The sequence below is a fragment of the Phytohabitans kaempferiae genome, assembly GCF_042433955.1.
Taxonomy (GTDB): domain Bacteria; phylum Actinomycetota; class Actinomycetes; order Mycobacteriales; family Micromonosporaceae; genus Phytohabitans; species Phytohabitans kaempferiae.
The window spans coordinates 33,060-59,673 of the sequence record NZ_JBHLUH010000020.1; the positions used below are offsets into that span (position 1 = coordinate 33,060).

Annotated in this window: 25 protein-coding genes; 5 read left to right on the forward strand and 20 right to left on the reverse strand. The window is 73.0% G+C overall.

Annotation, left to right across the window (positions count from 1 at the left end):
- Positions 1–4: 4 nt before the first annotated feature.
- From ACFFIA_RS13670 to ACFFIA_RS13740, 15 genes are all read right to left on the reverse strand, one after another.
- A complete protein-coding gene (locus ACFFIA_RS13670; protein ID WP_377250614.1) occupies positions 5–2,050 on the reverse strand; it encodes a hydantoinase/oxoprolinase family protein in 2,046 nt (681 codons plus the stop codon).
- A 5-nt stretch (positions 2,051–2,055) separates the two neighbouring features.
- Positions 2,056–4,104, reverse strand: coding sequence for an ABC transporter ATP-binding protein (locus ACFFIA_RS13675; protein WP_377250616.1), 2,049 nt, complete (start codon positions 4,102–4,104; stop codon positions 2,056–2,058).
- 76 nt (positions 4,105–4,180) lie between these two features.
- Complete coding sequence (locus ACFFIA_RS13680) at positions 4,181–5,074, reverse strand: ABC transporter permease (RefSeq protein ID WP_377250619.1); 894 nt, start codon at positions 5,072–5,074, stop codon at positions 4,181–4,183.
- Between the two features lie 49 nt (positions 5,075–5,123).
- Complete coding sequence (locus tag ACFFIA_RS13685; RefSeq protein ID WP_377250621.1) at positions 5,124–6,134, reverse strand: ABC transporter permease; 1,011 nt, start codon at positions 6,132–6,134, stop codon at positions 5,124–5,126.
- Between the two features lie 7 nt (positions 6,135–6,141).
- Positions 6,142–7,776, reverse strand: coding sequence for an ABC transporter substrate-binding protein (locus tag ACFFIA_RS13690; RefSeq protein WP_377250623.1), 1,635 nt, complete (start codon positions 7,774–7,776; stop codon positions 6,142–6,144).
- A gap of 235 nt (positions 7,777–8,011) precedes the next feature.
- The gene (gene dmpG, locus ACFFIA_RS13695) at positions 8,012–9,019 is read right to left on the reverse strand and encodes a 4-hydroxy-2-oxovalerate aldolase (protein WP_377250625.1); all 1,008 of its coding nucleotides are present in this window, start codon (positions 9,017–9,019) and stop codon (positions 8,012–8,014) included.
- Positions 9,016–9,954 carry an acetaldehyde dehydrogenase (acetylating) gene (locus ACFFIA_RS13700; protein ID WP_377250628.1) on the reverse strand — a complete coding sequence of 313 codons (939 nt, stop codon included), beginning with the start codon at positions 9,952–9,954 and terminating at the stop codon, positions 9,016–9,018. Before ACFFIA_RS13700 ends, dmpG begins: the two co-directional genes overlap by 4 nt.
- A 245-nt stretch (positions 9,955–10,199) precedes the next feature.
- Positions 10,200–11,126, reverse strand: a complete 927-nt coding sequence (locus ACFFIA_RS13705) for a PDR/VanB family oxidoreductase (RefSeq protein WP_377250631.1) — start codon at positions 11,124–11,126, stop codon at positions 10,200–10,202.
- Positions 11,127–11,130: 4 nt separating this feature from the next.
- The gene (locus ACFFIA_RS13710; RefSeq protein ID WP_377250634.1) at positions 11,131–11,982 is read right to left on the reverse strand and encodes an alpha/beta fold hydrolase; all 852 of its coding nucleotides are present in this window, start codon (positions 11,980–11,982) and stop codon (positions 11,131–11,133) included.
- Complete coding sequence (locus tag ACFFIA_RS13715; protein WP_377250636.1) at positions 11,979–12,920, reverse strand: DODA-type extradiol aromatic ring-opening family dioxygenase; 942 nt, start codon at positions 12,918–12,920, stop codon at positions 11,979–11,981. Before ACFFIA_RS13715 ends, ACFFIA_RS13710 begins: the two co-directional genes overlap by 4 nt.
- Positions 12,917–13,054, reverse strand: coding sequence for a hypothetical protein (locus tag ACFFIA_RS13720; protein WP_377250638.1), 138 nt, complete (start codon positions 13,052–13,054; stop codon positions 12,917–12,919). The genes ACFFIA_RS13715 and ACFFIA_RS13720 overlap by 4 nt, the downstream gene beginning before the upstream one ends.
- A complete protein-coding gene (locus tag ACFFIA_RS13725) occupies positions 13,054–14,244 on the reverse strand; it encodes a Rieske 2Fe-2S domain-containing protein (RefSeq protein ID WP_377250641.1) in 1,191 nt (396 codons plus the stop codon). Before ACFFIA_RS13725 ends, ACFFIA_RS13720 begins: the two co-directional genes overlap by 1 nt.
- A complete protein-coding gene (locus tag ACFFIA_RS13730; protein ID WP_377250643.1) occupies positions 14,241–14,561 on the reverse strand; it encodes a hypothetical protein in 321 nt (106 codons plus the stop codon). The genes ACFFIA_RS13725 and ACFFIA_RS13730 overlap by 4 nt, the downstream gene beginning before the upstream one ends.
- Positions 14,558–15,235 (reverse strand): isochorismatase family protein, encoded by a 678-nt coding sequence (locus ACFFIA_RS13735; RefSeq protein ID WP_377250645.1) that lies wholly within the window; start codon positions 15,233–15,235, stop codon positions 14,558–14,560. Before ACFFIA_RS13735 ends, ACFFIA_RS13730 begins: the two co-directional genes overlap by 4 nt.
- On the reverse strand, positions 15,232–16,542 hold the full coding sequence (locus tag ACFFIA_RS13740) for a hypothetical protein (protein ID WP_377250647.1): 1,311 nt from the start codon (positions 16,540–16,542) through the stop codon (positions 15,232–15,234). Before ACFFIA_RS13740 ends, ACFFIA_RS13735 begins: the two co-directional genes overlap by 4 nt.
- 199 nt (positions 16,543–16,741) lie before the next feature.
- Here ACFFIA_RS13740 and ACFFIA_RS13745 point away from each other — a divergent pair, with 199 nt between their 5' ends.
- The 4 genes from ACFFIA_RS13745 to ACFFIA_RS13760 are packed head-to-tail and all read left to right on the forward strand — an operon-like array spanning position 16,742 to position 18,934.
- Positions 16,742–17,527 (forward strand): alpha/beta fold hydrolase, encoded by a 786-nt coding sequence (locus ACFFIA_RS13745; RefSeq protein WP_377250650.1) that lies wholly within the window; start codon positions 16,742–16,744, stop codon positions 17,525–17,527.
- A complete protein-coding gene (locus tag ACFFIA_RS13750; RefSeq protein WP_377250652.1) occupies positions 17,524–18,294 on the forward strand; it encodes an IclR family transcriptional regulator in 771 nt (256 codons plus the stop codon). Before ACFFIA_RS13745 ends, ACFFIA_RS13750 begins: the two co-directional genes overlap by 4 nt.
- 22 nt (positions 18,295–18,316) lie before the next feature.
- Positions 18,317–18,523, forward strand: coding sequence for a hypothetical protein (locus tag ACFFIA_RS13755; RefSeq protein ID WP_377250655.1), 207 nt, complete (start codon positions 18,317–18,319; stop codon positions 18,521–18,523).
- Positions 18,524–18,538: 15 nt separating this feature from the next.
- Positions 18,539–18,934: a hypothetical protein gene (locus ACFFIA_RS13760; RefSeq protein WP_377250657.1), complete on the forward strand. Its 396-nt coding sequence runs from the start codon at positions 18,539–18,541 to the stop codon at positions 18,932–18,934.
- Positions 18,935–18,970: 36 nt separating this feature from the next.
- On the opposite strand, the gene ACFFIA_RS13765 is transcribed toward ACFFIA_RS13760, so the two are convergent.
- From ACFFIA_RS13765 to ACFFIA_RS13785, 5 genes are all read right to left on the reverse strand, one after another.
- The gene (locus tag ACFFIA_RS13765) at positions 18,971–20,059 is read right to left on the reverse strand and encodes a helix-hairpin-helix domain-containing protein (protein ID WP_377250659.1); all 1,089 of its coding nucleotides are present in this window, start codon (positions 20,057–20,059) and stop codon (positions 18,971–18,973) included.
- Between the two features lie 346 nt (positions 20,060–20,405).
- Positions 20,406–21,275, reverse strand: a complete 870-nt coding sequence (locus ACFFIA_RS13770) for an FAD binding domain-containing protein (protein WP_377250662.1) — start codon at positions 21,273–21,275, stop codon at positions 20,406–20,408.
- Positions 21,265–23,448, reverse strand: coding sequence for a xanthine dehydrogenase family protein molybdopterin-binding subunit (locus tag ACFFIA_RS13775; RefSeq protein WP_377250664.1), 2,184 nt, complete (start codon positions 23,446–23,448; stop codon positions 21,265–21,267). Before ACFFIA_RS13775 ends, ACFFIA_RS13770 begins: the two co-directional genes overlap by 11 nt.
- Positions 23,445–23,906: a (2Fe-2S)-binding protein gene (locus ACFFIA_RS13780; RefSeq protein WP_377250667.1), complete on the reverse strand. Its 462-nt coding sequence runs from the start codon at positions 23,904–23,906 to the stop codon at positions 23,445–23,447. The genes ACFFIA_RS13775 and ACFFIA_RS13780 overlap by 4 nt, the downstream gene beginning before the upstream one ends.
- Before the next feature lie 110 nt (positions 23,907–24,016).
- On the reverse strand, positions 24,017–25,279 hold the full coding sequence (locus tag ACFFIA_RS13785; protein WP_377250670.1) for a M20/M25/M40 family metallo-hydrolase: 1,263 nt from the start codon (positions 25,277–25,279) through the stop codon (positions 24,017–24,019).
- 29 nt (positions 25,280–25,308) lie between these two features.
- Between ACFFIA_RS13785 and ACFFIA_RS13790 the strand changes: the two genes are divergently transcribed.
- Complete coding sequence (locus ACFFIA_RS13790) at positions 25,309–26,610, forward strand: MmgE/PrpD family protein (protein WP_377250672.1); 1,302 nt, start codon at positions 25,309–25,311, stop codon at positions 26,608–26,610.
- Positions 26,611–26,614: the final 4 nt, after the last annotated feature.

Sequence of the window (26,614 nt, forward strand, 5' to 3'; positions counted from 1 at the left end):
TGGGTCACACCTCCAAGGTCACGAGCAGGTAGCCGTGGGCATCCACCTCGACCCGCTGGCCGCTCGGCACGACCGTGGTCGAGGTGCCCTCGTCCACGAGTGCCGGGCCGGTGAAGCGGTCGCCGGGGGCGAGCGCGTCCCGGTCGTACACGGCGAACGGGACCATCGACCGGGTCGCCACGTCGTAGGCGGTGCGGTGCCCGCGCAGCGCACGCTCCGGGTTGCCGTCGCCGGGCGCCGGCTCCCCGAGCGTCGGGCGCGTCGTCCGGCCGATGCCGCGCACGCGCAGGTTGAGGATCTGGAGGCGGTTGCCCATCGTGTGGCCGTACCGGGCGTGGTGCAGCTCCTCGAAGGCGGTCCGGATGGCGTCCGGGCGCAGCTCGCGCCCGACGGTGACCATCAGCGAGTGCTCCTGTCCGAGGTAGCGCAGCTCCAGCTGCCGCTCCAGCACCGTGTCGGCCGGCGCGACGCCCTGGTCGGTGAGCGAGGCGAGCGCGTCCGCCTCCACTCCCTTGTAGAGGGTCTCCAGCTCGTCCAGGTCGGCGTCGTCCAATGTGGCCATCACGGTGCGGGCGAAGTCGTCGACGATGTCGGCCGACAGCATGCCCCACGCGGAGAAGCCGGAGGGGGCGAACGGCACCACCACCTCGCGGATGCCCATCTCCCGGGCCAGCAGCGGGGCCAGCAGCGGTCCCGCCCCGCCGAACGCGAGCAGCGAGAAGACCCGGGGGTCGTGTCCACGTTCGACGGTGATCTGCCGGACCGCGCCGACGGTGCGGGCCAGCAGCACGTCGACGACCCCGGCCGCGGCGGCCTCGGCGGTGAGCCCGAGCGGCTCGGCGACCTTCTCGGTGAGCGCCTGCCGGGCGGCGTCCGCCTGGAGTCCCATGTTGCCGCCGAGGAACCGGTCCGGGTCGATGTAGCCGAGCACGACCGCGGCGTCGGTGACGGTCGGCTCGGTGCCGCCCCGGCCGTAGCAGACCGGGCCGGGGTCGGCGCCGGCGCTGCGCGGCCCCACCTTGAGCAGGCCGCGGTCGAGCCAGGCGATCGAGCCGCCGCCGGCGCCGATCGTGCGGATGTCGTACGCCGGGATGAGCAGCGGGAAGTGCTCGAGCTGCGACTCGTACGCGGCGACCGCGCTGCCCCGCTCGATCACGCACGCGTCCAGCGAGGTGCCGCCGATGTCGAAGGTGAGCATGTTGTCGCGGCCCAGCGCGCCGGCGAGGTACGCGGCGCCGACGATGCCGCCGGCGGGACCGGAGAGCACGGTGTGGGTCGGCGACGTCTTGGCCACCGTGGAGGTCATCGAGCCGCCGCCGGAGCGCATGATCAGGAACCGGCCGGCGAAGCCCCGCTCGGCCAGCCCGGTCTCCAGCTCGTCCACGTACCGTTCGAAGATCGGCCGGATGTACGCCTCCAGCACGGTGGTGCTGGTCCGCTCGTACTCCCGGTACTCCCGGACGATGTCGGTGGAGAGGGAGAGGCTGACGTCCGGGTACGCCTCGTGGATGATCCGGGCCGCCTCCCGCTCGTGGCTCGGGTCGAGGAACGAGTGCAGGAAGCAGATCGCGATGGAGCGCACGCCCTGCTCCTCCACGAGCGTGCGGGCGGCCTCGCGGACGCTGCCCGGGTCCAGCTCCCGCACGACCCGGCCCTTGTAGTCCAGCCGCCCCACGACGCCGGCCGTGTACCGGCGCTTCACCAGGCTCTCCGGCCGCTGGTACGTGAAGTCGTACATGTGGTCGGCGGGGACGTTGCCGCGGCCGAGCAGGAAGATGTCCCGGAAGCCCTCGTTGGTGATGATGCCGGTGGCGCCGCCCCGCCGCTCCAGCACCGCGTTGAGGCCGAGCGTGGTGCCGTGGATGAACAGCTCCACCTCGGACAGGTCGGTACCCAGCTCGGCGATCGCGTTCAGCACGCCGTCGGCGGGGCGGGCCGGGGTGGTGGACGCCTTGCGGAAGCGGACCTGGTTGGTGCGAGTGTCCAGCTCCATCGCGTCGACGAAGGTCCCGCCGATGTCGACGGCGAGCCGGATGTGTGGATCGGGCACGGTTCTCAGGTCCTTTCCCGGAGCAGAGCGGGGATCTCGGGTACGCGCCAGCAGGCCGCCTCCGCCGCCCCGTACGACACGAGCCGCTGCGGCTCGGTCCGGCACCTGTCGGTGGCGAACGGGCACCGCGCGGCGAGCGGGCAGCCGGTGGTGGCATCCGCCTCGTCCAGGTCCTTGGCCAGCTCGACCCGAGGCAGGATCGCCCCGGAGCTGGCCGCGCCGTCGAGGCTGGGCGCGCTGGAGAGCAGGGCCCGCGTGTACGGATGCAGCGGGTTGCCGAACACCTCGTCCACCGGCCCCTGCTCGACGATCCGGCCGAGGTAGAGCACCACGACCCGGTCGCAGAAGCCGCGCACGGTGGCCAGATCGTGGGAGATGAACACCGAGCCTCGGGAGGCGTCCCCGGCCAGTTCGGCGATCACGTCGAGGATCTGCGCCTGCACGGTCACGTCCAGCGCCGAGGTCGGCTCGTCGAAGACGATCAGGTCGGGGTTGCCGACCAACGCGCGGGCGATGCCGACCCGCTGCGCCTGGCCGCCGGAGAGCTCGTGCGGGCGGCGCCGCAGCATGGCCGGGTCGAGGTTCATCCGGGCCAGCACCTCGGCGACCTTCCGCTCCCGCTCGGCCGCCGGTACGCCCAGCGCGCGCAACGGCTCGCCGATCGCGTCCGCCACCGTACGGCGCGGGCTCAGCGAGCCGACCGGGTCCTGGAAGACCAGCCGGGCCCGGGTACGCAGCCGGCGCAGCTTCTTGCCGCGCGGCGCGCGCAGGTCGGTGCCGGCGAGCCGTACGGTGCCGCTGCTGGGCGCGTTGAGGCCGAGCATGAGCCGGGCGAGCGTGCTCTTGCCGCAGCCGCTCTCCCCGACCACGCCCACCGTCTCGCCGGCGCGGACCTGAAGGGTGACGCCGCGCAGGGCGTGGTGGCCGCCGCTGCCGAAGCGGCTCCCGTACACGACGTGCGCGTCCGCTATGTCCAGCACGACGCGGTCGGTAGCCGTCCGCGCCGGCTTGCCGCCTCCCTCGGGGGGCGCCGTGACCGTGCCGGTCTGCGGATGGAAGCACGCGTACTGCCAGCCGTCGCCGGCGAGGGCGGGCCGCGACGCGCCGCACTCCTCGGTCGCGTGGGCGCAGCGCGGCGCGAACGGACACGCCGCGGGCGGCGACGGCAGCAGCGGCATGGCCCCACCGATCGCGCGGGCCGGTCGGCCGGAGACGTCCGGCACCGAGGCGAGCAGCGCCCGCGTGTACGGATGCGCCGGCTCGCGCAGCACCTTCGTCGCCGGGCCGCTCTCCACCACCGTGCCGGCGTAGAGCACCACGACCCGGTCGCAGATCGGCGCGATCGAGGCGAGGTCGTGCGAGATCAGCAGTACGCCCCGGCCGTCGGTGTCGGCGGCGTGCCGGAACTGGCGCAGGATCTCCCCGGTCAGCGTGACGTCCAGCCCGGTGGTCGGCTCGTCGGCGATCAGCAGCCCGGGCGCGCAGCCGGTGGCCAGCGAGATCATCACGCGCTGCGCCATGCCGCCGGAAAGCTCGTGCGGGTACGCCTCCAGCCGCCGGGCCGGGTTGCGGATGCCGACCGCCTCGAAGAGCTGGCGGGCGCTCTCCCGGGCCGCCGCCCGGTCCAGCTTCTGGTGCGTCGTGAGGCGGTCGGTGAGCTGGCGGCCGACGGTACGGGTCGGGCTGAGCGCGCCGCGCGGGTTCTGGAAGCAGAGCGCCGCGCCGTGGCCCCGGTGGGTCGCGAGCGCCGCCTCGTCCATGGCCAGCACGTCCGCGCCCTCGAACCGGACCGCGCCGCCGACCTCGGAGCCCTCGGGCAGCAGCGCCACGATCGCGCGGGCGACCATGCTCTTGCCGCCGCCGCTCTCGCCGACCAGCCCGACCACCTCGCCGGCGTCGACGTGCAGGTTGACCCCGCTGAGCGCGGCGACGTCCCGCCCCGGCCGCCGGATCAGCACCGACAGGTCCTCGATGGACAGAAGGTGGGTCCGGGCGTCCCGGTCCACTCGCTCGCGCGGCACCGAGGGCGCCGCCGTGCCACTTCGCTCGCTCATGCCCGTCCTCGCTTCGCTGCGGGCGGGCATGAGGCTCCACACGCGCTGTGCCTGATGATTCGCTCGCTTCGCTCGCTCATGAGGACCGCCTCCGGTCGGCGCGCTCCTGAAGGCCCTCGCCGAGCAGGCTGAAGCCGAGCACGCAGATCAGCAGGGTCAGGCCGGGCGGCACCGAGGTCCACCAGCGGCCGGCGACCACGTCCGGGCTGCCCAGGCTGATCATCGCGCCCCACTCGGCGGCCGGCACGGTCACGCCGAGGCCGAGGAAGGAGAGCCCGGCCAGCGTGAGCATCGCCCAGCCGCAGTTCAGCGGCGCGATGACCCGCACGGGCGTGAGGCTGTTCGGCAGTACGTGCCGCCACAGCACGCCGAGCGTGGAGGCGCCGGAGGTGATGGCGGCGTCCACGTACGGCAGCTCGCGGATCGACCGCACCTCGGCCCGGACCAGGCGCGCGTACGCCGGGGCGTTCACCGCCGCGATCGTGATGACCAGGTTGACGGTGCCGTTGCCGAGCAGGGCGGCGACCGCGAGCGCGAGGATGAAGGTCGGGAACGCCTGGAAGATGTCGACGATCCGCATCAGCACGTCGTCGACCCAGCCGCCGAGGTAGCCGGCGAGCAGGCCGAGCGCCGTACCGACCACGACCGCGAGCGCGACGGCGGTGACCGCCACGCCGAGGTCGAGGCGGGCGGCGTAGAGCAGCCGGCTCCAGATGTCCATGCCGTTGGTGTCGGTGCCGAGCAGGTGCGCGCCGCCCGGTGCGGCGAGGGTCGCGTTGGGGTCGATCTCCTCCGGGCCCCAGTTGCTGAGCAGCGGCGCGAACAGGGCGGCGAGCGCGACCACGGCCAGGATCGCCGCGCCGGTGACGATCAGCGCGCGGGAGAAGCCGCCACCGCCGGCCCGGCGCTTGGCGGCCGGCGTCGGCGTGCCGCCCGTGGCTCGCAGGTCGGCTGCGATTTCTTCGCTCACTCGCTCACCGCCATCGTGGGCAAGACCCGTCCACGCACGCTCGTCCGCATCAGATCCTCACTCTCGGGTCGAGGATCGCGTGTACCAGGTCGGCGATCAGGAACACGATCACGTAGCAGAGCGCGATCAGCAGTACCGACGCCTGCACGACCGGGTAGTCCCGGTAGAGCAGCCCGCGCAGCGCCCACTGGCCGAAGCCCTGCCACGAGTAGACGTACTCGACCAGGACGGTCGAGCCGATCGCGGTGCCGAAGACCAGCGCGGCCAGCGCCGGCAGCCGGACCAGGGCGGGGCGCAGCAGGTACCCACGAAGGAGCGTGCGCGGGCGCAGGCCGTGCGTGGTCGCGGCGAGGTACGCCTCGGAGCGCAGCACCTCCAGCGCGGAGGCGCGGACGCTGCGCAGCAGCGGCGCCACGACCACGATGGCGAGCGTGGCGACCGGCAGCACGAGGTGGCTGAGCGCCGAGGTGAACGCCGGCCCGTTGGCGGTCAGCATCGCGTCGACCAGGTCGGCCCCGGTCAGCGGCGTGAGGTTGGTGTCGGGGTCGACCCGGCCGCTCGGCGCCGGGAACCAGCCCAGCACGCTGTAGCCGACCAGGATGAGCACAAGGCCCAGCCAGAACTCCGGCATCGAGTTGCCGATCAGCGCGACGATCCGCACGCTGTGGTCGCCGAAGCGGTCCGCCCGGCGGGCCGACCAGACGCCCAGCACGACGGCGATCACCAGCGCGAGGCTGACCGCGATGACGACCAGCTCGAGTGTGGGGCCGACCCGGAGCGCCAACTCCGAGCCGACCGAGGTGCCGCTCTGGATCGACGTGCCGAAGTCGCCGGTGACCAGCCCTCGCAGGTAGTCCAGGAACTGCTCCCAGATCGGCTTGTCCAGGCCGAAGCGGGCGCGGGCGGCCGCCGCGTCCGCTTCGGTGGCGTTCGGGCCGAGGATGGTCCTGATCGGGTCGCCGGGCAGCACGCGCACCAGCACGAACGTCAGTACGACGACGCCGAGCAGGACCGGGACGACCTGGAGCAGTCGCCGGGCGAGGAACCGGAGGAGCCGCATCCGAGGGTCAGGCCGACGTGCTCAGGTAGCGGAGCCGGGCCAGCCCGTCCATCGGCTGGACCCAGCCGGCGACCGACGAGCGGACCGGCAGGTTGAAGTTGGGCTGACAGATGATCACCCAGGGCACCTCGGCCGCGAAGATCTCCTGGACCCGCTTCCACAGCGCCAGCCGGGCCGGCTCGTCGACCGTGGTGTGCGACCGCTCGTAGATCTGCTCGATCTCGGCGTTGGTGTAGTTGGCGTAGTTGAGGTTGGCGCCCTTCACGAAGCTCGTGGCGAGCATGTACTCGACGTCGTTGACCCACAGCTGGCCGGACGTGAGCTGGAGCGGGATGTTCTTCTGCTGCCGCCGGCCGGCGAGCGTGGCCGGGTCGAGCGGGGTCAGCTTCAGCTCGATGCCGACCTTGCGCGCCTCGCTCTGCACCAGCACCGCGATCTGCTGCTGCGTGTCGTTGTCGGTCTCGAAGACCAGCTCCGAGCTGACGGTACGGCCGCCGAGCGCCGCCTTGGCCTGGTCGACGTTGTACGTGTACGGGTAGCCGGCCTCGTCGTAGCCGGGCATGTCCAGCGGCACGAGGCTCTTCGTGGGGCGGGCGTCGCCGCCGTACACGTTGGCGATGATCTGCTCGTACGGCACCGCGTACGCCAGCGCCTTGCGGACGTTGACGTCATCGAACGGCGCGGTCGTGACGGACATCTGGATCGCGACCTGCTCGTTGCTGGCGGCCGAGACGACCGTGACGCCGTCGGTCTTCTTGAGGTCGGCGATGTCCCGCTGGCCGATGCCGAGCGCCACGTCGATGTCGCCGTTCTGCAACTGGAGGCGCTGGTTGGAGCCGTCCGGCACCACGGTGATCCGGATGGTGGCCGCCTTCGCCGGGTCCGGGCCGGGGTACCCCTTGTTGGCCTCCAGCACGATCTCCTGGCCCTGCGTGGCCTTGGTGACGTTGAAGTAGCCGCCGGTCGGCGGGTTCTTCGCCAGCCAGTCCTTGGCCCACGGGTCGGCGTCGGTGGCGTGCTTCTTGGCCTCCACCGAGTCGAAGACGTACAGCGAGATGGCCTGGATCTGCCGGGTCAGCGCGCTCGGGAACGCCTGCGTGATCCGCACGGTGTAGTCGTCGACGACCTCGATCTGGTCGGGCTCGGTGAGGCCGATCGTCCGGTAGATGCCGGCGACGTTGGCCTGGGCGGCGAAGGCCCGGTCCTTGGACCACTTGACGTCCGCGGCCTTCATCTCGTTGCCGCTGGCGAACTTGACGCCCTGGCGCAGCTTGAGCGTCCAGACCTTCTGGTCGGCGCTCGGCTCGAACGACTCGGCGAACGTCGGCGTGACGTTCTGCGTATCGAGGATCCTGGAGCCACCGGCTTCGGTGACGCCGTAGTCGATCAGGTATGGGAAAACGTTCTTGTAGAGCATGAGCGCCGTCAGGTCGAACCCGACGAAGTCCTGGTCCCAGCTGCTGAGGTAGCTGGAGACCGCGATGCGCAAAGTGCCGGCGGCCGGCCCCGCCGACTTGTCGCCCGAGCCGCCCTCCTTCGAACCGGCGGCACAGGCGCCGGTCGCGAACAGCAGCGCGACGCCGCCGCCGAGCTGGAGCACGGAACGGCGAGAAACACGGCGAGAAAGGCCTGAATCAGCCATGGGAAGTCCTTCCAGAACCGCGACGAGGTGGACCATGACGCCGCACCTGCTTCGTGTGTTCTATCAGGCTTCAAGATTGTGAACAAGAGCGCCGGGCCTGTTCACCAAACCGTTGCGTCCTAGCTGATGGGCGCGGTCTGGTCGCATCACTGAGCGGCGCTGGTCGCTTGTTCACCAGCGTTCACAGGAACGTTACAGCGGACCGGCCCAGATCCGGTACGAACGGCTGAGAAAGTCAGGACCGGGCAGCCAGGTCGAGGGCGATGTCGGTGATCATGTCCTCCTGGCCGCCGACCAGGCGCCGCTCGCCCACCTCGACCAGGATCCGGCGCACGTCGACGCCGTACTGCCGGGAGGCGGTCTCGGCGTGGCGCAGGAAGCTGGAGTAGACGCCGGCGTACCCGAGCGTGAGCGTCTCCCGGTCGACCCGCACGGGCCGGTCCTGGAGCGGGCGCACGAGGTCGTCCGCGGCGTCCATGAGCGCGTACAGGTCGCAACCGTGCGTCCAGCCCTGGAGGGACGCCACCGCCACGAACGCCTCGATCGGGCAGTTTCCGGCCCCGGCGCCCTGCCCGGCCAGCGAGGCGTCCACGCGGCGCACGCCCTCCTCCACGGCGACGACCGAGTTGGCCACGCCGAGCGCGAGGTTGTGGTGGGCGTGGATGCCGATCTCGGTCGCCGGGTCGAGCGCGTCGCGGTAGGCGCGGACCCGCTCGCGTACGCCGTCCATGGTCAGCCGGCCGCCGGAGTCGGTCACGTAGACGCAGTGCGCGCCGTACGACTCCATGAGCCGCGCCTGGGCGGCCAGCCCGGCGGCGTCGTTCATGTGCGACATCATCAGGAAGCCGGAGACGTCCATGCCGAGTTCGCGGGCGGTGGCGATGTGCTGGGCGGCGATGTCGGCCTCGGTGCAGTGCGTGGCGATCCGTACGGACGTGACACCGAGGTCGTACGCGCGGCGCAGGTCGTGCACGGTGCCGATGCCGGGCAGCAGCAGCGTGGTGAGCCGGGCCTGCCGCACAGCCGCGCGGGCCGCCTCGATCCACTCCCAGTCGGTGTGGCTGCCCGGACCGTACGTGAGACTCCCCCCGCCCAGCCCGTCGCCGTGCGAGACCTCGATGGCGTCCACGCCGGCCGCGTCCAGCGCCGCCGCGATCCGGCCCACGTCGTCCAGCGAGTAGCGGTGCCGGATGGCGTGCATGCCGTCCCGCAGCGTCACGTCCTGTACGTACACTCCGGTCACGCGAGCACCTCCGTGGACGTGGCGATGCGCTCGGCGACCCGCAGCGCCGCCGAGGTCATGATGTCGAGATTGCCGGCGTAGGCGGGCAGGTAGTGCGCGGCCCCCTCCACCTCCAGGAAGACCGTGACCCGCCACAGCGGGGTCCCGTCCGGCACGGCGGCGAGCGTGTGCGTCGGCTCGTCCGGCGCGACCGGCGTGAACTGCACCTCCTGCTTGAGCCGGTAGCCGGGCACGTACGCCCGCACCGCCTCGACGGCGGCCCGCACCGAGTCGGCGACCGCCCGCTGGTCCGCCTCGCCGACGAGGCAGAGCACGGTGTCCCGCATGATCATCGGCGGCTCGGCCGGGTTGAGCACGATGATGGCCTTGCCCCGGGCCGCGCCGCCGACCCGCTCGATGGCGAGCCGCGTGGTCTCGGTGAACTCGTCGATGTTGGCGCGCGTGCCCGGTCCGGCCGAGCGGGACGCGATCGACGCCACGATCTCGCCGTAGTGGACCGGCGTGACCGCCGCGACGGCCGCGACGATCGGGATGGTCGCCTGCCCGCCGCAGGTCACCATGTTGACGTTCGGCGCGTCGAGGTGGGCGTCGAGGTTGACGGACGGCACCACGTACGGGCCGAGCGCGGCCGGCGTGAGGTCGATGAGCCGCTTGCCGTACGGCCGCAGCGCCGCGTCGTTCGCCACGTGCGCGGCGGCCGACGTCGCGTCCAGGACGATCTGGACCTCGTCGAAGCCGGGCATCTCGACCAGCCCGCGCACACCGTCCGATGTGGTCGGTACGCCGAGCCGGCCGGCCCGGGCCAGGCCGTCCGAGGCCGGGTCGATGCCGACCATCGCCGCGACATCCAGGTGCGGGGAGAGCCGCAGCACCTTGATCATGAGGTCGGTGCCAATGTTGCCGGAACCGATGATCGCCACCTTCGTCCTGCTCATCGCGCCCTCCACAAATGATCCATTCAAGTTGGATGATTAAAAAATTTGGGCTACCGCCATGTCCGCCGCGGGCAAGGCCGCTGCTCCCGCAGCCTCACCCTCCGCCGTCACACATCCCGAGCCGAGGTCGACGTCCGCGGCGCGGGCCTCGGTCTTGTGGAGGCGGAGATCAGGGCCGCGGGAGCGGCGGTCCGAACCACGGCGGACATCGCGGCAGCTCAAATCCTCTGTCTCTTCGAAGATCTTCAGAGGTCCAGCACGAGCCTCTTGGTCAGTGCCCGGGAGACGCACGGGAGCATGACCTTTCCGGCCGCCCGCTCCTCCTCGGAGAGCAGCGAGTCGCGGTGGTCCGGCGTCCCGTCGATGACCCGCGTCTCGCAGGTGCCGCAGATGCCCTCCCGGCAGGCGCTGGAGAGCCAGATGTCGGTCTCCTCCAGCGCGTCCACGATGGACACGCCCGGATCGACCCGGACGGTGACGTCGGAGCGCTGGCAGACCACCTCGAAGGGGGCGTCCGGCCCGAAGTCCTGCGGCTTGGCCGCGAACCGCTCCAGCCGCAGGCTCCCCGGCGGCCAGGCGGCGCAGCGGGCCTCGACGGCGGCGAGCAGCGGCTCCGGCCCGCAGCAGTACACCAGCGTGTCGGGGCCGGGCGTGCCGAGCAGCGCGTCCAGGTCGAGCAGGCCCCGCTCGTCCTGCGGCACGATCTCCACGCGGTCCCCGTACCCGGCCAGCTCCTCGTGGAAGGCCATGGAACGGCGGCCCCGGCCGCCGTAGACCAGGCGCCAGTCCCGGCCCTCGGCCGCGACCTGGCGGACCATCGGCAGGATCGGGGTGATGCCGATGCCGCCGGCGACGAAGAGGTAGCGCGGCGACGGTTCCAGCGTGAAGTGGTTGCGCGGCCCGTCGATCCGGACGGTCTGGCCGGGGCGCAGCCGCTCGTGCACGTACGCCGAGCCGCCCCGACTCTCCTTCGCGTGCAGCACGGCGACCCGGTAGCGGCCGCGGTCGGCGGGGTCGCCGCAGAGCGAGTACTGCCGGAGCCGGTCGCCGAGGTGCAGGTCGAGGTGGGCGCCGGGCGTCCAGGTGGGCAGCTCGGCGCCGTCGGGGTCGACCAGCACGAGCGACAGGACGCCCTCGGCCTCCCAGGTCGCCTGCTTGACCAGGACGTCCATCGGATCAGTCCCGCCCGGTCAGGAAGCCGATGTTGAGCGCGTCGAACCGGTCCGAGTGCTCGTGCTGGGGCCAGTGCCCGCACCGCTCGAAGATCTCCAGCCGGGAGCCGGGGATCGACGCGTTCATCCGCTTGGCCTCGGGGACCTCGCCGAACGGGTTCTCCGCGCCCCACACGATCAGGGTCGGCGCGGTGATCCGCCCCATCTGCTCCTCGCTGAGCAGGTCCGGCTCCCGGTTCTCGATCTCCTGGAGGCACAGCAGTTTGTCCAGCCCGGCCTTGAACTCGGGACGGTGGTAGATGTCGTGCCGCACCGCCACCAACTCGTCGCTGACGTCCTTGGCCGGGTCGTGCATCAACAGTTCGAGGCGCTTTCGGGTCAGGCCGATGTCGTCGCTCTCCACCGCGGCGCGCGTGCTGGTCTTGATCCGCTCCATCACGTTCGGGTTGGCCACCGTGCCGCCGGGCGCGACCAGCGTCAGCCGGGCGACCCGCTCGGGGTGGTCGGCGGCGAGCCGGCCGGCGACCCAGCCGCCCAGCGACTCGCCGACCAGGTGCGCCCGGTCGGCGCCGATCGCGTCGAGGTACGCCAGCAGGTGCTCGACGTAGCGCTCGATCCGGTACGGCGCGTCGATCCCGGCGGTGTAGCCGTGGCCGAGCATGTCGATCGCGTGGCAGCTGAAGTGCCGCGAGTGCGCCGGGAAGTTGCGGACGAACGCCTCCAGGTGGCCGCTGGTCCCGTGCAGGAAGACGACCGGCTCGCCCGCGCCGGCCCGGAGCGCGCGGGTACGCACCCCACCGGCGTCCACGTAGTCCAGCGAGAACGGCACGCCGGTCAGGTCGGTCCAGAACGTCATCGGTTACCTCCGGGAACGAGCGCGGCCACACCCATGCCGGTGAGCCACTGGGGGATCGGTGCGTACGCGAGCGTGCGGCCCTCGGCCGGGCCAACGGCGGCGGCCATGGTGACCCAGGAGCGGATCTCCTGGCCGCCGTTGCCCGCCTCGGCCTCGACCCGGTCGTTGTCGTAGCCGACGATCTCGGCGAGCCCGCCGGTGGCGAGCAGGTCGAGGAAGCGGCGGTCGAAGTCGGGGTTGATGTCGGCCTCGGCGGCCCGGATGATCTGCCGCCGGCGCACCTCGTACTCCTTCCACGACGTGCGCCCGTTGAGCCATGCCTCGACGAGGAAGCGGTCGTCGTCCGAGAACGTCTCGAACCACTTCGGCCACGGCAGCCGGTGCGACAGGCCGCCGGAGGCGATCACGACGACCCGCTTGCCGGCGCCGTCGCCGGCGACCGCCCGGCCGATCTGCTCGCCGAGCCGGTGGCAGCGGCGCAGCGTCGGCAGCGGCGGCGCGAACATGTTGAGCACCACCGGCACGATCGGCACGTCCAGCCCCGGCACGAGGTACTGCAGGCTGTGCGTGATGCCGTGGTCGACCTGGAGCCGCAGCGAGAACGCCGCGTCGAACTCGTTCTCCAGCAGCGAGTCGACGAGGCTCCGGGCGAGCGCGGTGTCGACCGGCAGCGGCCCGCCGGGCGTGCCGGACTCCCCCGCGCCGACGCACTCGGCGACGCCGATCGTCACCGCCGGCATGAGGTCGAGGAAGAAGCCGCGGAAGTGGTTGGAGCCGATGATCACCACGGCGTCCGGGCGCGCCTCGGCGACCAGCGCCGCCGCCTCCTCCAGCCCTTCGCGGAACGCGATCGCGTCCGGCAGGTCGGCGACCTCGTCCCAGTGCGTGTTCATCAGCGTGCTGTGCGAGGCACCGACGCCGAGGACGACCTGACTCATTGGAGACGCCGCTGGTCGCGGACCACCGTGCCGGTGGTGAGCAGGAGCAGGCGGGCCAGGCCGCGGCGGACCTGCGGGATGGCGGCGGCGGCCACGACGACGGCGGCCACGACAACGGGGGTACGGAACTTCATCACTCGGCCTTCGTACGCTGCGGACGGGTCTGGACCACGGGCTTGGAGCGCTCGACGAGCCGGCGCCAGCCGGTGATCGACAGGTCGGGGCGGTAGAGCCGCTCCGGCGGGGCGTCGGTCACGTCGACCATCCAGGCGTCCTGGCCGGTGAACTGGCCGTGGAAGAGCCAGCGGATACCGGCGAGGTACTTGGCCTTGAACGCCGCGGCGGTCAGCCCCTTCTCGAACCGGACCATGATCTGCACGTACCGGACGTGGTCCTCGTCCACCGGCACGTACCACTCGTAGTGGATGAACTGGGGGTACGCGACACGCAGCAGACCGGGCAGGCGGATGGAGACGAAGCCCGGGATCTTCAGCGAGTCGATGACGGGGTTGACCCGCTTGCCCTTGCCGGGGCGGTCGGGCAGCGGCATCCGCTTCCACCACCGCTTGTTGGTCCACGTGCCAAGACCGGGGAACTCGGCCTCCCAGTGCAACTCCTCCTGGACCCGCACCAGCCACGGCCCCTCCTGCTGGAGGCGGGTCTTGTTCCACGCCGGCATCACCTTGAACAGCCGCCACAGGGCGGTGTTGTGCAGGTACTTGGCGTGCCCCTCGTCGAAGCCGTTCTCCGCGGCGAAGCGCCAGTTGCCGTTGCGCACGTCGCTGCGGCCGCCCATCACGAAGTCGTTGTCGAGCAACTCGGCCGGGATGTCCCGCTCCACCGGCGGTACCGGGCCGGCGCCGACGTAGACCCAGACCAGGCCCAGCCGCTGCTGCACGGGGTACGTGCGGACCTTGAGCTTGCCGCAGATCGGCGAGTCCGGGCCGTCGGTGAGGACCGCGCAGAGGTTGCCGGTCTTCAGCTCGAACGTCCAGCCGTGGTACGCGCAGCTGACCGTGTCCGGAAACTGGCGGCGCCCGTGCGAGAGCGGCACGCCGCGGTGCGGGCACCGGTCGTGCAGCGCGTAGATCTCGTCGCCCTCGCGCACCAGCACGATGTCCTCGCCGAGGATCTTCACGGGGCGCGGCTTGCGCGTGAAGCGGTCCGCCCAGTCGACGGGGTACCAGTAGTCGCGCAGACCGAGCGTGGCGCTCTCGTACTGGGGCCAGGCCGACCAGTCCTGCCCCTCCATCACCGGCGCCTGCCCCTCGGGGGTGTCGTTCTGCCACACCGGCGGCTGCCCCGCCTCGCGCTCGATGGTCATTTGTTCCGAACCTCCGCGTGGGTCTTATCCAGGTGTGCGCCCAACCACCGCGCGGCCGCGTCAACGACCTCGTCGAAGTGGTGGCCGCGGTAGATGTCGTGGTGGGTCGCGTCCGGCAGCGTGAGCAGTTCCTTGGGCTCGCGCGCGGCGGCGTACAGCGCGCCGGCGTGCTCCCTGTCGGCGGCCACGTACTCCCGGGTCGCGCCGAAGCCGTGGCAGAAGACGACCGCCGGCACACCGGCCTCGGGGCGCTCCTCCGGCAGGAAGAGCGAGCCCGCGAGGCGCAGCCGGTCGACGTGGAAGTGGACCGTCCTCATCGGACCGCCGCCAGCCGCTTGAGGGCGTCGTCGAGCTGCACGACGTCGGCGTACTTGGCGTCCATCTCGTAGAGGCTCACCCCGGCGGAGAGGCGCGAGCGGTCGAAGACGGCCTGCTCGACCACGAACGGCTGGAAGCCGTGCGAGAACGCGTCCACCACCGAGGCGCGTACGCAGCCGGAGGTCGTGGTGCCGGCGATGATGAGGTCGTCCACGCCCAGCGAGTGCAGGTACGTGGCGACCGGCGTGTTGAAGAACGCGCTGGCCCGGGGCTTGGCGACGACCAGCTCGCCGTCGCGCGGCGCCGACTCGGGCACGAAGTCGACCGCGCCGGGCCGGCCGTTGACGAACTCGCCGACCAGCTCGTTCTTCACCGTCGGGCCGAGAAGCCGGGCGGCCGGGCCGGCCGGGCGCAGGTGCACGACCGGCACGCCGGCGGTACGGGCGGCGTCGAGCAGCGCGGCGACGGCGGGCAGCGCCTCGTACGCGGCCGGGCCGCAGGCGGTGGGCCACTGCGCGATCGCCGCCTCCAGGTCGAGGCCGGGCGAGCCGACGAACGACCGGACGACGTCGATGACCAGGACCGCGGGACGCTCCCCCGGCTCCTGCCGGTGCGCGAACGACGCGTACGCCGTGCCCGCCTCCCCGGCGAAGACCTCCTGCCACCACCTCATGACACACCTCCAATTGACGCCCGGTCCCGCGTGCAGGCGTCGACCGCCGCGGCCACGATCAGCCGGGTCAGCCGCAGCATGTTCGGCAGTGACGCGGCGTTCATCCCCAGCGGGAAGTCCACTTCGGAGCCGTCCGTCGAGGCGAGTCGCGGCATCCCGATCCGCGCCGTCGGGATGCCCCGGTTGCGCAGGATGTTGCCGTCGGTCGCGCCGCTCGTCGTCCGGTACACCTCGTCGACCACGTGCGGCGCGCCGGTGACCGCCTCGAACGCCCGCACGCAGGCCCCGACGATCCAGGTCTGCGGGTCGGTGTGGCTGCCCGGGATGGAGAGCGTCATCTCCCACGTGGCGGAGACGTCGCCGAGCCGTTCCAGTGCGGCGGCCAGCCCTTCGCCGAACTGCCGAGCCGCGTCCGCCGGCGTCGTACGCGGGCTGATCCGCAGGTCCACCGTGAACTCGCAGACCGCCGGGCTGAACGCCGCGGTCCGCTCCCAGCCGCCGCGCACCGAGGCGACGTGCCCCTGCGGCGCGACGAGCCCACCGGTGTTGCGGGCGGTGTACTCGGGGAACCAGCGCTCCAACTCGCCGATCAGCCGGGCCGCGTCGACCACCGCGTTGCGGTACGGCAGGCGCTGCCGGCTGCCGACGTAGTTGAAGGTGCCGAGGACCCGGACGGTGAACCAGCAGAGCCCGACCTCCTCGTGGGAGACCGACCAGCCGGGCTTGGCGAGGATCGCGTGGTCGGCCCACACGCCCTGTTCGAGCATGAACGAGCAGCCGTTGCCCTGCCCGGTGTTGGCCCGGGTCGCGCCGGGGCGGCTGTTGGTGGGCATGCCGCCGGCGCCGAGGCCGACCAGCAGGTCACCGCGGAGCGGGAGGCCCGCCGCGGCGACCGCCGAGGCCGCCTCGACCACGCAGGCGGCGTGCCCCTTGGGGTTGCTGGCGCCGAGGCCGATCACCGTGTCGCCGTCGAGCAGCCCCTCGGTGCGCATGTCCGGGCGGAGGGCGTCGCCGACGTACGGCAGGTCCTCCTCCTCGGTGCCGACCGAGAGCGTGTCGATCGGCGCGTACAGCAGCAGGTCGGCGCCGGTGCCGTCGCCGCGCAGCCGGCCGACCGCGTTCCCCTGCCGCTCGTCGATCTCCTGGTACGTCGCCTCCAGCCCGACCTCGGCCAGGTGGCCGGTGAGCAGCCGGGCGAGTGCCGCCTCGTCCCCGGTCGGGCTCGGCGTCGACACCATCCGCAGAGCGAGGTCGCGGAGGCGGTCGGCGTCGATCGCCGCCCACGCCCGCTCGACAAGCTCGGTCATCGGCCCTCCCTCCCGTGTGCCCTGGGTCGTCCGGGTCCATAGGCTGCGCGACCAGCCACGGAACTGACCAGCGCGGCATCCCGGTCAGTGGATGCAGGCGCATCCCGGGCGGCCGGCGACCGAACTACGCTGGCCACAGCGGCGGCACGGACCAAGCCGACAAACCTCACGACAGGACTAAAACCGGATGATCGCCCCGATGTTCTCTCCGCACTACGCCCGGACGCGCAGCGGCCTGATGCACTACGTGGAGATGGGCGCGGGCGAGCCGCTGGTCCTGCTGCACCAGACGCCCAGCTCGTGGGACGAGTTCCGCGAGCTGATGCCGCTGCTGGCGGAGAAGCGGCGGGTCATCGCGCCGGACATCCTCGGCTTCGGCGCCTCCGAGTCGATCGAGGACCACTCCATCGAGCGGTACGCCGGCGCGGTGATCGCGCTCCTCGACGAGCTGGGCCTCGACCGGGTCGACCTGCTCGGCCATCAGCTCGGCGGCATCGTGGCCGTGGAGGTGTCGCACCAGCGGCCGGAGCGGCTGGGGCGGCTGATCCTGTCCGGCACGCCGTACGTGGACGAGGAGTTCCGCCGCAACCGGCCGCAGATGCATCCGCTCAGCCTGGTCGAGCTCCAGGACGACGGCCGCCACCTGACGGAGCTGTGGGTACGCCGCAGCGGCTTCTACCCGCCGGCCCGCCCCGACCTGCTCGACCGGTACGTGCGCGACGTCCTGCTGCTGGAGCACCAGGCCGAGGAGGGCCACCGGGCGATCAGCGCGTACCGGATGGAGGGGCGCACCGGCTACCCCGGTCCGGTGCTCTGCATCGGCGCGACAGCCGACCCGATCACGTACCACCACGTGCCGCGCCTGGTCGAGCGGCTGCCCCGGGCCCGGCTGGAGATCATCCAGGGCGGCATGGTGCCGCTGATGGAGCAGATGCCCGACGAGGTCGCCGCGCTCGTCTCGAAATTCCTGGACGAAACCACGTGACGGCGCCGGGGGAAGCCGACAAGCTCGACCCTCGGTCGGTGGTCGGCAAGATCGAGATCATCCTCGACGCGTTCACGATGGACGACGTCGAGCTGTCGCTGGCCGAGCTGGTCCGCCGCACCGGCCTGCCGCGCACCACCGTCCACCGCATCTGCCAGGTCGCCACCACCTGGGGCGTCTTGGAACGCTCCGGCGCCGACTACCGGCTCGGGCTGCGCCTGTTCGAGCTGGGGCAGCGCGTGCCCCGCCAGCGCATCCTGCGCGACGCGGCCCGCCCGTACATGCAGGAGCTGCTCTACCGCACCCGCTCGGTGGTCCACCTGGCGATCGTGGACGGCCTCGACGCGCTGGTCATCGAGCGCCTGTCGCCGTTTCGCCAGCCGACGCGGCTGACCCAGATCGCCGGCCGGATGCCGATGCACTGCACGGCGGTGGGCAAGGCGCTGCTCGCGTACTCGCACCCGCACCTGGTCACCGAGGTGCTCCGGGCCGGGCTGCCGCGCCGTACGCCACGCACCATCACGTCGGCGCTGCACCTGAGCCGCGCGCTGGAACGGGCCCGGGAGACCGGTACGGCCACCGAGGTCGAGGAGATGCACGTCGGCTACCTCGCGGTGGGCGCGCCGGTGCTCAACTCCGAGAAGGGCGCGATCGCGGCCATATCGGTGACCTCGGCGCTGCACACCACCACCGCCGAACAGCTCGCCGACCTGGTGAAGGAGGCGGCGGCCGGCATCGGCACGACGTTGCGCTCCGCGTACGGCTAGGTCACGTTGTACCCTGTTGTTCGTGGTCACGAGAAGTTCCCGCAGCTGGGATTCCGAGCCCTCGGTGAGCACCGAGGAATTGCTGGCCGCCGTCGGGATTGAGATCACCGAAGAAGGCAAGGCCCGGGCCCGAGAGCGGCTGGACCGGGCGGCTGCCGCCCGCACACCGGAGCGGCGGGATGCGCTACGCGCGAAGGTCGGCCTTCCCCCCAAGGCGCCGGCCGCCTGACTACGCTCTGGGGCTGTGACAGACCGGCCCCTACGCGCAGTCCTGGATACGTCCGCGATACTCCGGTTCATCCACGGCGGCGACCGGTCGATCGGCGTCGGGGAGACCATCGCCGAGATCAACGATGAGGGCGCCGCATTCGGACTTCCGGTCGCCTGTATGGCCGAGGCGTGGCGGGCGGCTGGCGACGGTCATCCAGACCTGTTCCAGCTACTGTCCGAGCATGAGGCATCGGCCCTGTTGCGGGGTCCGGAGGACTGGCAGGCGGTCGCTGCGGCGACCGACATCGCGGGCCGGCCGGATGCCGCCGTGGCGGCATTGTTGGCGATCGACTACGACGTGCCTCTGCTGTCGACCACGCCCGGCTTGTACGCGGGCTTCGGGGACGCGGACCTCGTGATCGAGGTCTGAGCCCAACCCCACAAACGCCGTCGGCGGCGCCTGCCGTCAGGATGTGCCTGCGCGCCAGGTGTCGATATCGGCGCGCAGCGCCTCCTCGTCCGACGTCGGGGGCCGGCCGCCGGCGATCCAGCCGAGCAGCGCCTTGACGTCGCCGAAGAAGGCCGGCGCCGGGGCGACCCGGAAGAGCCGCAGGTCGTAGAGGACGCTCCGGGCGCCGGGGCGGTGCAGGCACAGGTGCACCGGTGCCCGGCCGGGATGGGCGGCCAGGATCTGCTCCAGCTCCCGTACCAGGCGCGGGCTGAGCCGGTCCTGCTGGAGCGAGATCACGACGGCCGGCTCGGCGTCGGCGCGGGCGAGGTCGAGCGGGGTGACCTCCTCGCCGTAGACGCTCGTCGTCTCGTCGCGCACGTTGATCCGGCCGCGCACCGAGACGACACGGTCCTGGGCGAGCGTGTCGGCGTACTCGGCATAGGTCTTGGGGAAGATCAGACACTCCACGGCGGCGTCGTGGTCCTCGACGGTGAGGATCGCCCACGGGCTGCCCTGCTTGGTGATCTTTCGCTGGAGTCCGGCGATGATGCCGGCGACCCGGACCGCGCCGTCCTGGCGCCCGGCGGCGAGCAGGTCGGCGATGGTGGTGTCGCGGTTGGCCGCGAGCAGGCGTTCGGCGCCGTCGAGCGGATGGCTGGAGACGTAGAGGCCGAGCATCTCCCGCTCGAAGGCGAGCAGCGTGACCCGGTCCCACTCCCCTTCGGGGACGGCGACCGCGAATGCCGCCGGGGAGGCCGCCGGCCCGAAGAGCGAGTCCTGGCCGTGCGCCTGCTTCCGCTTGACGTCGGCGATCGCGTCGACCGCAGTCTCGTGTACGGCGACGATGCCCTTACGGTGGTGGCCCAGCGAGTCGAACGCGCCGGCCTTGGCCAGCGACTCGACGACCCGCTTGTTGCAGACGGCGGCCGGGACCTTGGCGAGGAAGTCGTCGAGGTCGGTGTACGCCCCCTTCGCCTCGCGCGTGGCCACGATCGCGTCCACCACGCCGGCGCCGACGTTGCGGACCGCACCGAGGCCGAAGCGGATGTCGGCGCCGACCGCGGCGAAGGTGAGCTGGCTGGCGTTGACGTCGGGCGGCAGCACCTTGATGCCGAGCCGGCGGCAGTCGGACAGGTCCGGTGCGCGTTGCCGCGCGGGACCCGGCCGGTGCGTGGGCTATGCCGGGGACATAGCCGCTTGCGGCAGGTTTGAACGGGCAGTGTCCCCGACATAGCCCCTCGCGGCCGGGTCCCGCGCATCCACGGCGCGAGGCGCGCATCCGGCGTCCGTCCTTCCGGGTCGGCGGCGGGCAGGCGGTGATCCGCATGACGCCGGGCCGGGTTGGGGCACCGGCGCGCCCAGCTCGACAGCTTCCCCAACGCATGACCCGCGCGATCACCCGACCCGGGAGCTCTTCAGATCCTTGGTCTCGTGCGGCGCGAGCGGACAGCTACCTGGGCGCGAACGCCAGGTCGGCGAGGGCCGCGTGGGCGGCGCGGCGGACGAGCACGGCGACGAGCTGCCGCTGGTACGCCTCGTCGCCGCCGGGGGCCACCGCCAGCGTCTCGGCCGCCGCCTCGCCGGCCTGGCGCAGCTCCACCGGTCCGGCGTCGAGCGGCACGCCGACCAGGGCGTCCGCCGCCGCTGGCAGCGGGGCGGGGATCGGCGAGGCCGCGCCGGCCACCACGCGGGCCGCGGTGACGACGCCGCCGGTCGCGGTGAGACGGACGGTCACGGTGGCGGCCGGGCGCTCGACCAGGATGAACCGCTGGTGGGCCAGGGCCGTGCCGGCGGCCGGCACGGGCACGTCCACGCCGACGATCACCTCGTCCTCGGTGAGCACGGTCTGGAACGGCGCGACCGTCAGGTCGGCGGCCGCGACGGTCCGGGCCGCGCCGGCCGACGAGACGCACGAGACGGTCGCGCCGGCCGCGATGAGAAACGTGGCCAGGTCGGAGTGGGGGCGGCCGGAGGCGAGGTTGCCGCCGACCGTGCCGGTGGCCCGGATGCGTGGGTTGGCGAGGCGCCGCTCCAGCCAGGCCAGCGCCGGCAGCGTCTGGGCGACCAGCGGTGCCCGTTCGAGCCGGCGGTGGGTGACCAGCGCCCCGATCCGCAACACTCCATCGTGGACAGTCAGCGGGTCGAGGCCGGGCACGCCCTTGAGATCGACCAGATAGCGGGGCGTGGCCTCGCCGAGCTTCATGGCGAGCAGCAGCTCAGTACCGCCGGCGTAGGCGGCCGCCTCGCCGGTCTGCTCGGCCAGCAGCGCGCACGCCTCCGCGACCGTGGCCGGGCGGAGCAGGGTGAAGTCAGGAAGCATGGATCCACCGCCACACGCGGTCCGGCGACATGGGCAGCTCGGGGACGCGTACCCCGGCGTGGGTCACGGCGGTGACCAGCGCGGCGGTGAGGCCGCCGAAGACGCCCTCGCCGCAGCCCTTGGCCCCGAAGGGGCCGGGACCGTCGCCGTTCTCCACGATCACGCAGGTCATCTCCCCCGGCATGTCCGACACCGTGGGTATCCGGTAGTCGAGCAGGCTGCCGTTGCGCAGCACGCCGTCCGGGCCGAACCGCATCTCCTCGAAGAGCGCGTTGCCGACCACCTGGAGCGTGCAGCCCTCGTCCTGGCGCTCGACCAGGGTCGGGTTGATCGCGCGGCCGACGTCGGCCACCGTCACCGCCTCGCGGACGTCGATCCGGCCGGTCTCCGGGTCGACCGCCACCTCGGCGCCGGCGACGCAGACCTCCCAGAAGAGCGCCGGCCCGGAGCCGCCGCCCAGCTCCTCCGCGGAGCCCTCGCCGGCGAGTGGCGCCAGCTCGGCGAGGTCCACGCCGCGCCCGCCGGACGCGACCGCGATCGCGTCGCGCAGCCGCTCGCTCGCCCGCTGGACCGCCAGCCCGGCGACGGTGGTGGAGCGGCTGGCCCCGGTCGACCGGTCGTACGGCGTGGTCGTGGTGTCGGTGGCCGGTACGTCTATCCGGTCCAGCGGCACGCCGAGCACCTCGGCCGCGACCTGGGCGTGTACGGTCCGGGCGCCCTGGCCGATCTCCTGCGAACCGACCAGCACCGCGATCCGCCCGCCGGGCCGCAGCTCGACCCGGGCGTGCGAACGCGCCGATACGCCGGCCGGGGAGACGCCGACCGCGAGGCCGTGACCGTGCCAGGCGGGCAGGTCGGCGCCCCAGCCGAGCCGGGCGGCCACCGCGTCGAGGTCGCCGGCAAGGTCGGCGTCGAGCGGTTTGCAGCCCGGGATCACGATCTCGCCCCGGCTCAGCAGGTTGCGCCGGCGCAGCTCCAGCCGGTCGATGCCGAGGGCCGCCGCCGCCTCGTCCACCTGCGACTCGCCGACCCACTGGAGGTGCGCGGCGCCGAAGCCCCGGTACGAGCCGGCCGGCGGCAGGTGCGTGTAGACGCAGGCGGCGTCGACGTGCACGCGGTCCCACCGGTACGGGCCGACCGCCGCCATGCCGGCCACCATCGTGACCGTGGGGCCGTTGTCCGCGTACGCGCCGGTGTCCATCCAGATCTCGGCGTGGCGGGACAGCAGGCGCCCGTCCCGGCCGACGACCGTGCGCATGCGGCAGCGCATGCCGTGGCGGCGCGTGGTGAGCATCGCGTCCTCGACCCGGTTGACCAGCCGTACGGGCCGGCCGGCGACGCGCGCGACGGCGACCGCGACCGGCTCCATCTTCGCGTACGACTTGCTGCCGAAGCCGCCGCCCACGTACGGCACGCGGATCCGCACGCGCTCCTCGGGCAGCCCGAACACCTCGGCCAGCTCCTGGCGTACGAGGAAGGGATGCTGGCAGGAGGACCACACGTCGATCGAGTCGGCGCCGGCGGTGGCGACCACGGCGTGCGGCTCCATGGCGTACTGGTAGACGGCCGGGAAGGCGTACTCCCGCTCGATCACGATGGCGTCCGGCGGGTCTTCGCCGGCGGCCCGTTCGATGTCGATCCGGTGGTGGAAGAAGGCGTTGCCGTCGTCGAACGCGGCGCGCGGCGGGCAGCCGAAGCCGGGCCGGGCCGGGCCGTCGTGCACCCGCACCGCGCCCGGCGCCACGGCCTCGCGCACGTCCAGCACCGCGGGCAGCGGCTCGTATCCGACCCGCACCGCGCGGGCGCCGGCCGCCGCGGCGGCCTCGGTCTCGGCGGCGACCGCCACGACGATCTCGCCGGCGAAGCGGACCACGTCCCGGGCGAGGATCGGCCGGTCCCGCACGTAGTGGCCCCAGGTCGCGTCGTAGTCGTCCAGGTCCGCCGAGGTCACCACCGCGACGACTCCGGGTACGACCCGCGCCTCGGACGTGTCGATGGCGATGATCCGGGCGTGGGCGACCGGGCTGCGCACCAGCGCGACCCGCAGCGCGCCCGGCACGTGGAGATCCGCGCCGTACTCGGCCGCGCCGGTCAGCTTGGCCGCGAGGTCGGGACGGACCGCCGCCTGCCCGACCACGGCGAGGTCGGGGCGGGTCGCGGACCGGCCGGTCACGGCGCGACCCCGGCCAGGTCGCAGACCGCGTCGACGATCGCCCGGTAGCCGGTGCAGCGGCACAGGTTGCCCGACAGTTCGCGCTCCACGTCGGCGCGGCTGCGCAGGGCGCCGCTGGCGAGCAGGGGCTTGAGCGTCATCAGAAATCCGGGCGCGCAGTAGCCGCATTGGAACGCGTTGCGGCGCTCGAACGCCTCGGCGACCGCCGCGAAGCCCTCCTCGGCCGCGTACCCCTCGATGGTCTGCACCTCGCCCCCGCACGCGTCGTGCGCGAGGAAGCAGCAGGAGCTGACCGGCTCGCCGCCGACCAGGACCGTGCACGCCCCGCAGACCTGTACGTCGCAGGAGCGCTTCGCCCCGGTCAGCCGGAGCCGCTCCCGCAGCACGTCGAGGAGGAGCGCGTTGTCCTCGATCGGCAGCCGGTGGTCGGTGCCGTTGACGGTGAGCGGGACCTCCATCGGGTCAAGTGAAGTGGTGCCACCGCCCGCCCGGCTACCGGCGCCGTCCGCCCAGTGGAACGCGCCGCTGCCCCGCTCCGGTCCGGGTCCGGGAGTCTTGGCCGGTGGGTTCACCGGGGCGTGCCGCAGATCTCGAGCGCCGTGCGCAGGTAGACCCGCGCGCAAGACGCGAGGTCGCCAGCCGCGATGGAGACGTTGCCGGCACCGGTGCCCTGGCCCGGCCCGTACGTCACGGCCGGCATCCCCATCTCGTTCCAGACGTTGAGGTCCCGCCACATGCTCGACGGCGTGTGCCCCGGGTCGGTACGCCGCTCGGGGGCGACCTCGGCGTCGGTCGCGGCGCGCAGGGCGGCCACGAGCGGCTCGGCGCCTTCGGCCTCGTACCCGCGCCGGAACAGGTAGCACTCCACGTCGGCATCGGGCGTGACCCCGCGGACCAGCGCGCGCAGTTCGTCCTGCACGCCGAGGGGGTTGTCGCCGGGCGGGATCCGCACGTCCACGTAGAGCACGCAGGAGGCGGGCGAGAGGATCGGCTGGGTCGGATGGCCGGCCCGGAGCGCCCCGATGTTGACCTTCGGCACGACCTCGCCGGCCTCCCGGACCGACCGGTTGCGCTCCTGGTAGCCGTACGCCCACTCCTCGATCGCGGTGATGACCGGGGCGGCCCGCACGATCGCGTTCGGCTGCTCGTCGGCCGCGTACGGCCGCCGCAGGTACGGCGTGTAGACGCCCCGGTCGCGGCCGCGTACCTCGATCCGGAAGAACGCCTTGCCCGGCTCGACCCAGATCGGGGCGAACGAGGTGGTCTCCGCGACCACCACGTAGTCGGCGAGCCCGCCGTGCGTGGCCACGTACCGGCTGCCGTGGTCCTTGCCCTGGTGGCGCGGGCCGTCGAGGTCGTCCACCGGCTCGTGGCCGATCTCGCCGGTGACCATCGTCAGCACCAGGTCGCCGGGGAGGCGTACGCCCTGCCGGCGCAGCGTCGCGGCGGCGGCCAGCCAGCACGCCATCGGCCCCTTGTCGTTGACAACGCCGACGCCGACCAGGTCGTCCCCGTCGCGCCACGCGGTGTGGAACTCGGGCCGGTCCGGCTCGGCGAAGTAGGTGCGGTCACCGGGCGCCACCGCAGTGTCCATGTGGCTGTTGAACAGCAGCGAGCGGCCACCGCCGGTGCCCGGGATACGGGCCACGACGTTGGCCGCGCGGTCCGGATGCGAGCGGACCCGGCGCGGCGCGAGGCCGGCCTCGGCGCACCAGTCGAAGAGGAAGTCGCTGACCGCGTGCTCGTCGCCGGTGGGGCTGTCGATCCGGCCGAGCGCGAGGGCCAGCTCACCGACCTCCGCCGCGTCCACCTTTTCCCATAGATTCGTCATGTCCGGTACAACCTTTCTGGAGTGTTTCTGTGTCGACCGTCTCCGCCACCTTCGCCGCCTGGGCCCGTGACCTGCGCTCGGCCGACGTACCCCCCGAGGTCCGCGACCGGGTCGCGCTCCGCGTCGCCGACGCCGTCGGGCTGGTGGCCGCGGCCTGGCCGACACCGCCCGGCGTCGCCGTGCGCGGGCTCGCGGCGGAGCTCGGCGGTACCGGCACGGCCCGGCTGCTCTTCGACCCCGCCCCGCTGCACCCCGCCGCCGCCGCGCTCGCCCACGGCACGCTGGTGCACGCGCTCGACTTCGACGACACGTTCCCGACCTCGGTGATCCATCCGATGGGCGTGCTGCTGCCGGCGGCGCTGGCCGTCGCGGACCCCGAGCGCCCCGGCGACGAGGTGGTCACCGCGATCGCGGCCGGCGACGAGCTGCTGGCCCGGCTCGGCGCGGCGGCCGGCCGGGGCCTGCACGCCCGCGGCTTCCAGGCGACCGGCGTCTTCGGCCCGCTCGCCGCCGCGCTCGTCGCCGGCGTGCTGCACGGCCGGGAGCCGGCCGTGATCGCCAGCGCGATGGGGTTGGCCGGGAGCATGTCCGGCGGGCTGCTGGAGTTCCTCAGCGACGGCACCTGGTCCAAGCGGCTGCACCCGGGCTGGGCGGCGCACGGCGGCATCGTGGCCGACGGCCTCGCCGCCCGCGACTTCCCCGGCCCGGCGTCGGTGGTGGAGGGGCGGCACGGCCTCTTCGCCTCGTACCTGGGCACGCCCGCGCCGGACGGCATCACCGACGGGCTCGGCGAGCGGTGGCTCTCGTACGAGGCCCAGGTCAAGCTCTACCCCTGCGCGCACGTGCTGCATCCGTTCATCGAGATGGCGCTGGACCTGCGCGGGCAGGTGGACGTGGCCCGCGTGGACCGGATCGTCTGCGAGGTCGCCCCCTGGTACGTGCCGATCGTCTGCGAGCCGGCCGCCGAGAAGGTGGCGCCGGCCAGCGAGTACCAGGCGCGGGCAAGCCTGCCGCTGGCGGTCGCGCTCGCGCTCGTCGACGGCCGGGTCGGGGTCGCGTCGTTCGAGCCGGAGAGCACCGGGCGGGCCGAGGTGCGGGCGCTGGCCCGGCGGGTCGAGTACGTGGCCGACCCCGCGCTCGCGGAGGGCTTCGGCGCCCGGATGCGCCTGGTCGCCGGCGACGCGCGCGTCGACGGCGACCCGACCCGGCCGGTGGACGAGGCGGCCGGCGTGCGCCGCAAGTTCGACGAGAACACCGGCGGCGCGAAGGCCCTGTGGGAGGCGGCGCGCGGGCTCGACCGCCACACGGTCGCCGACCTGTGGCGGCGCTGACCGG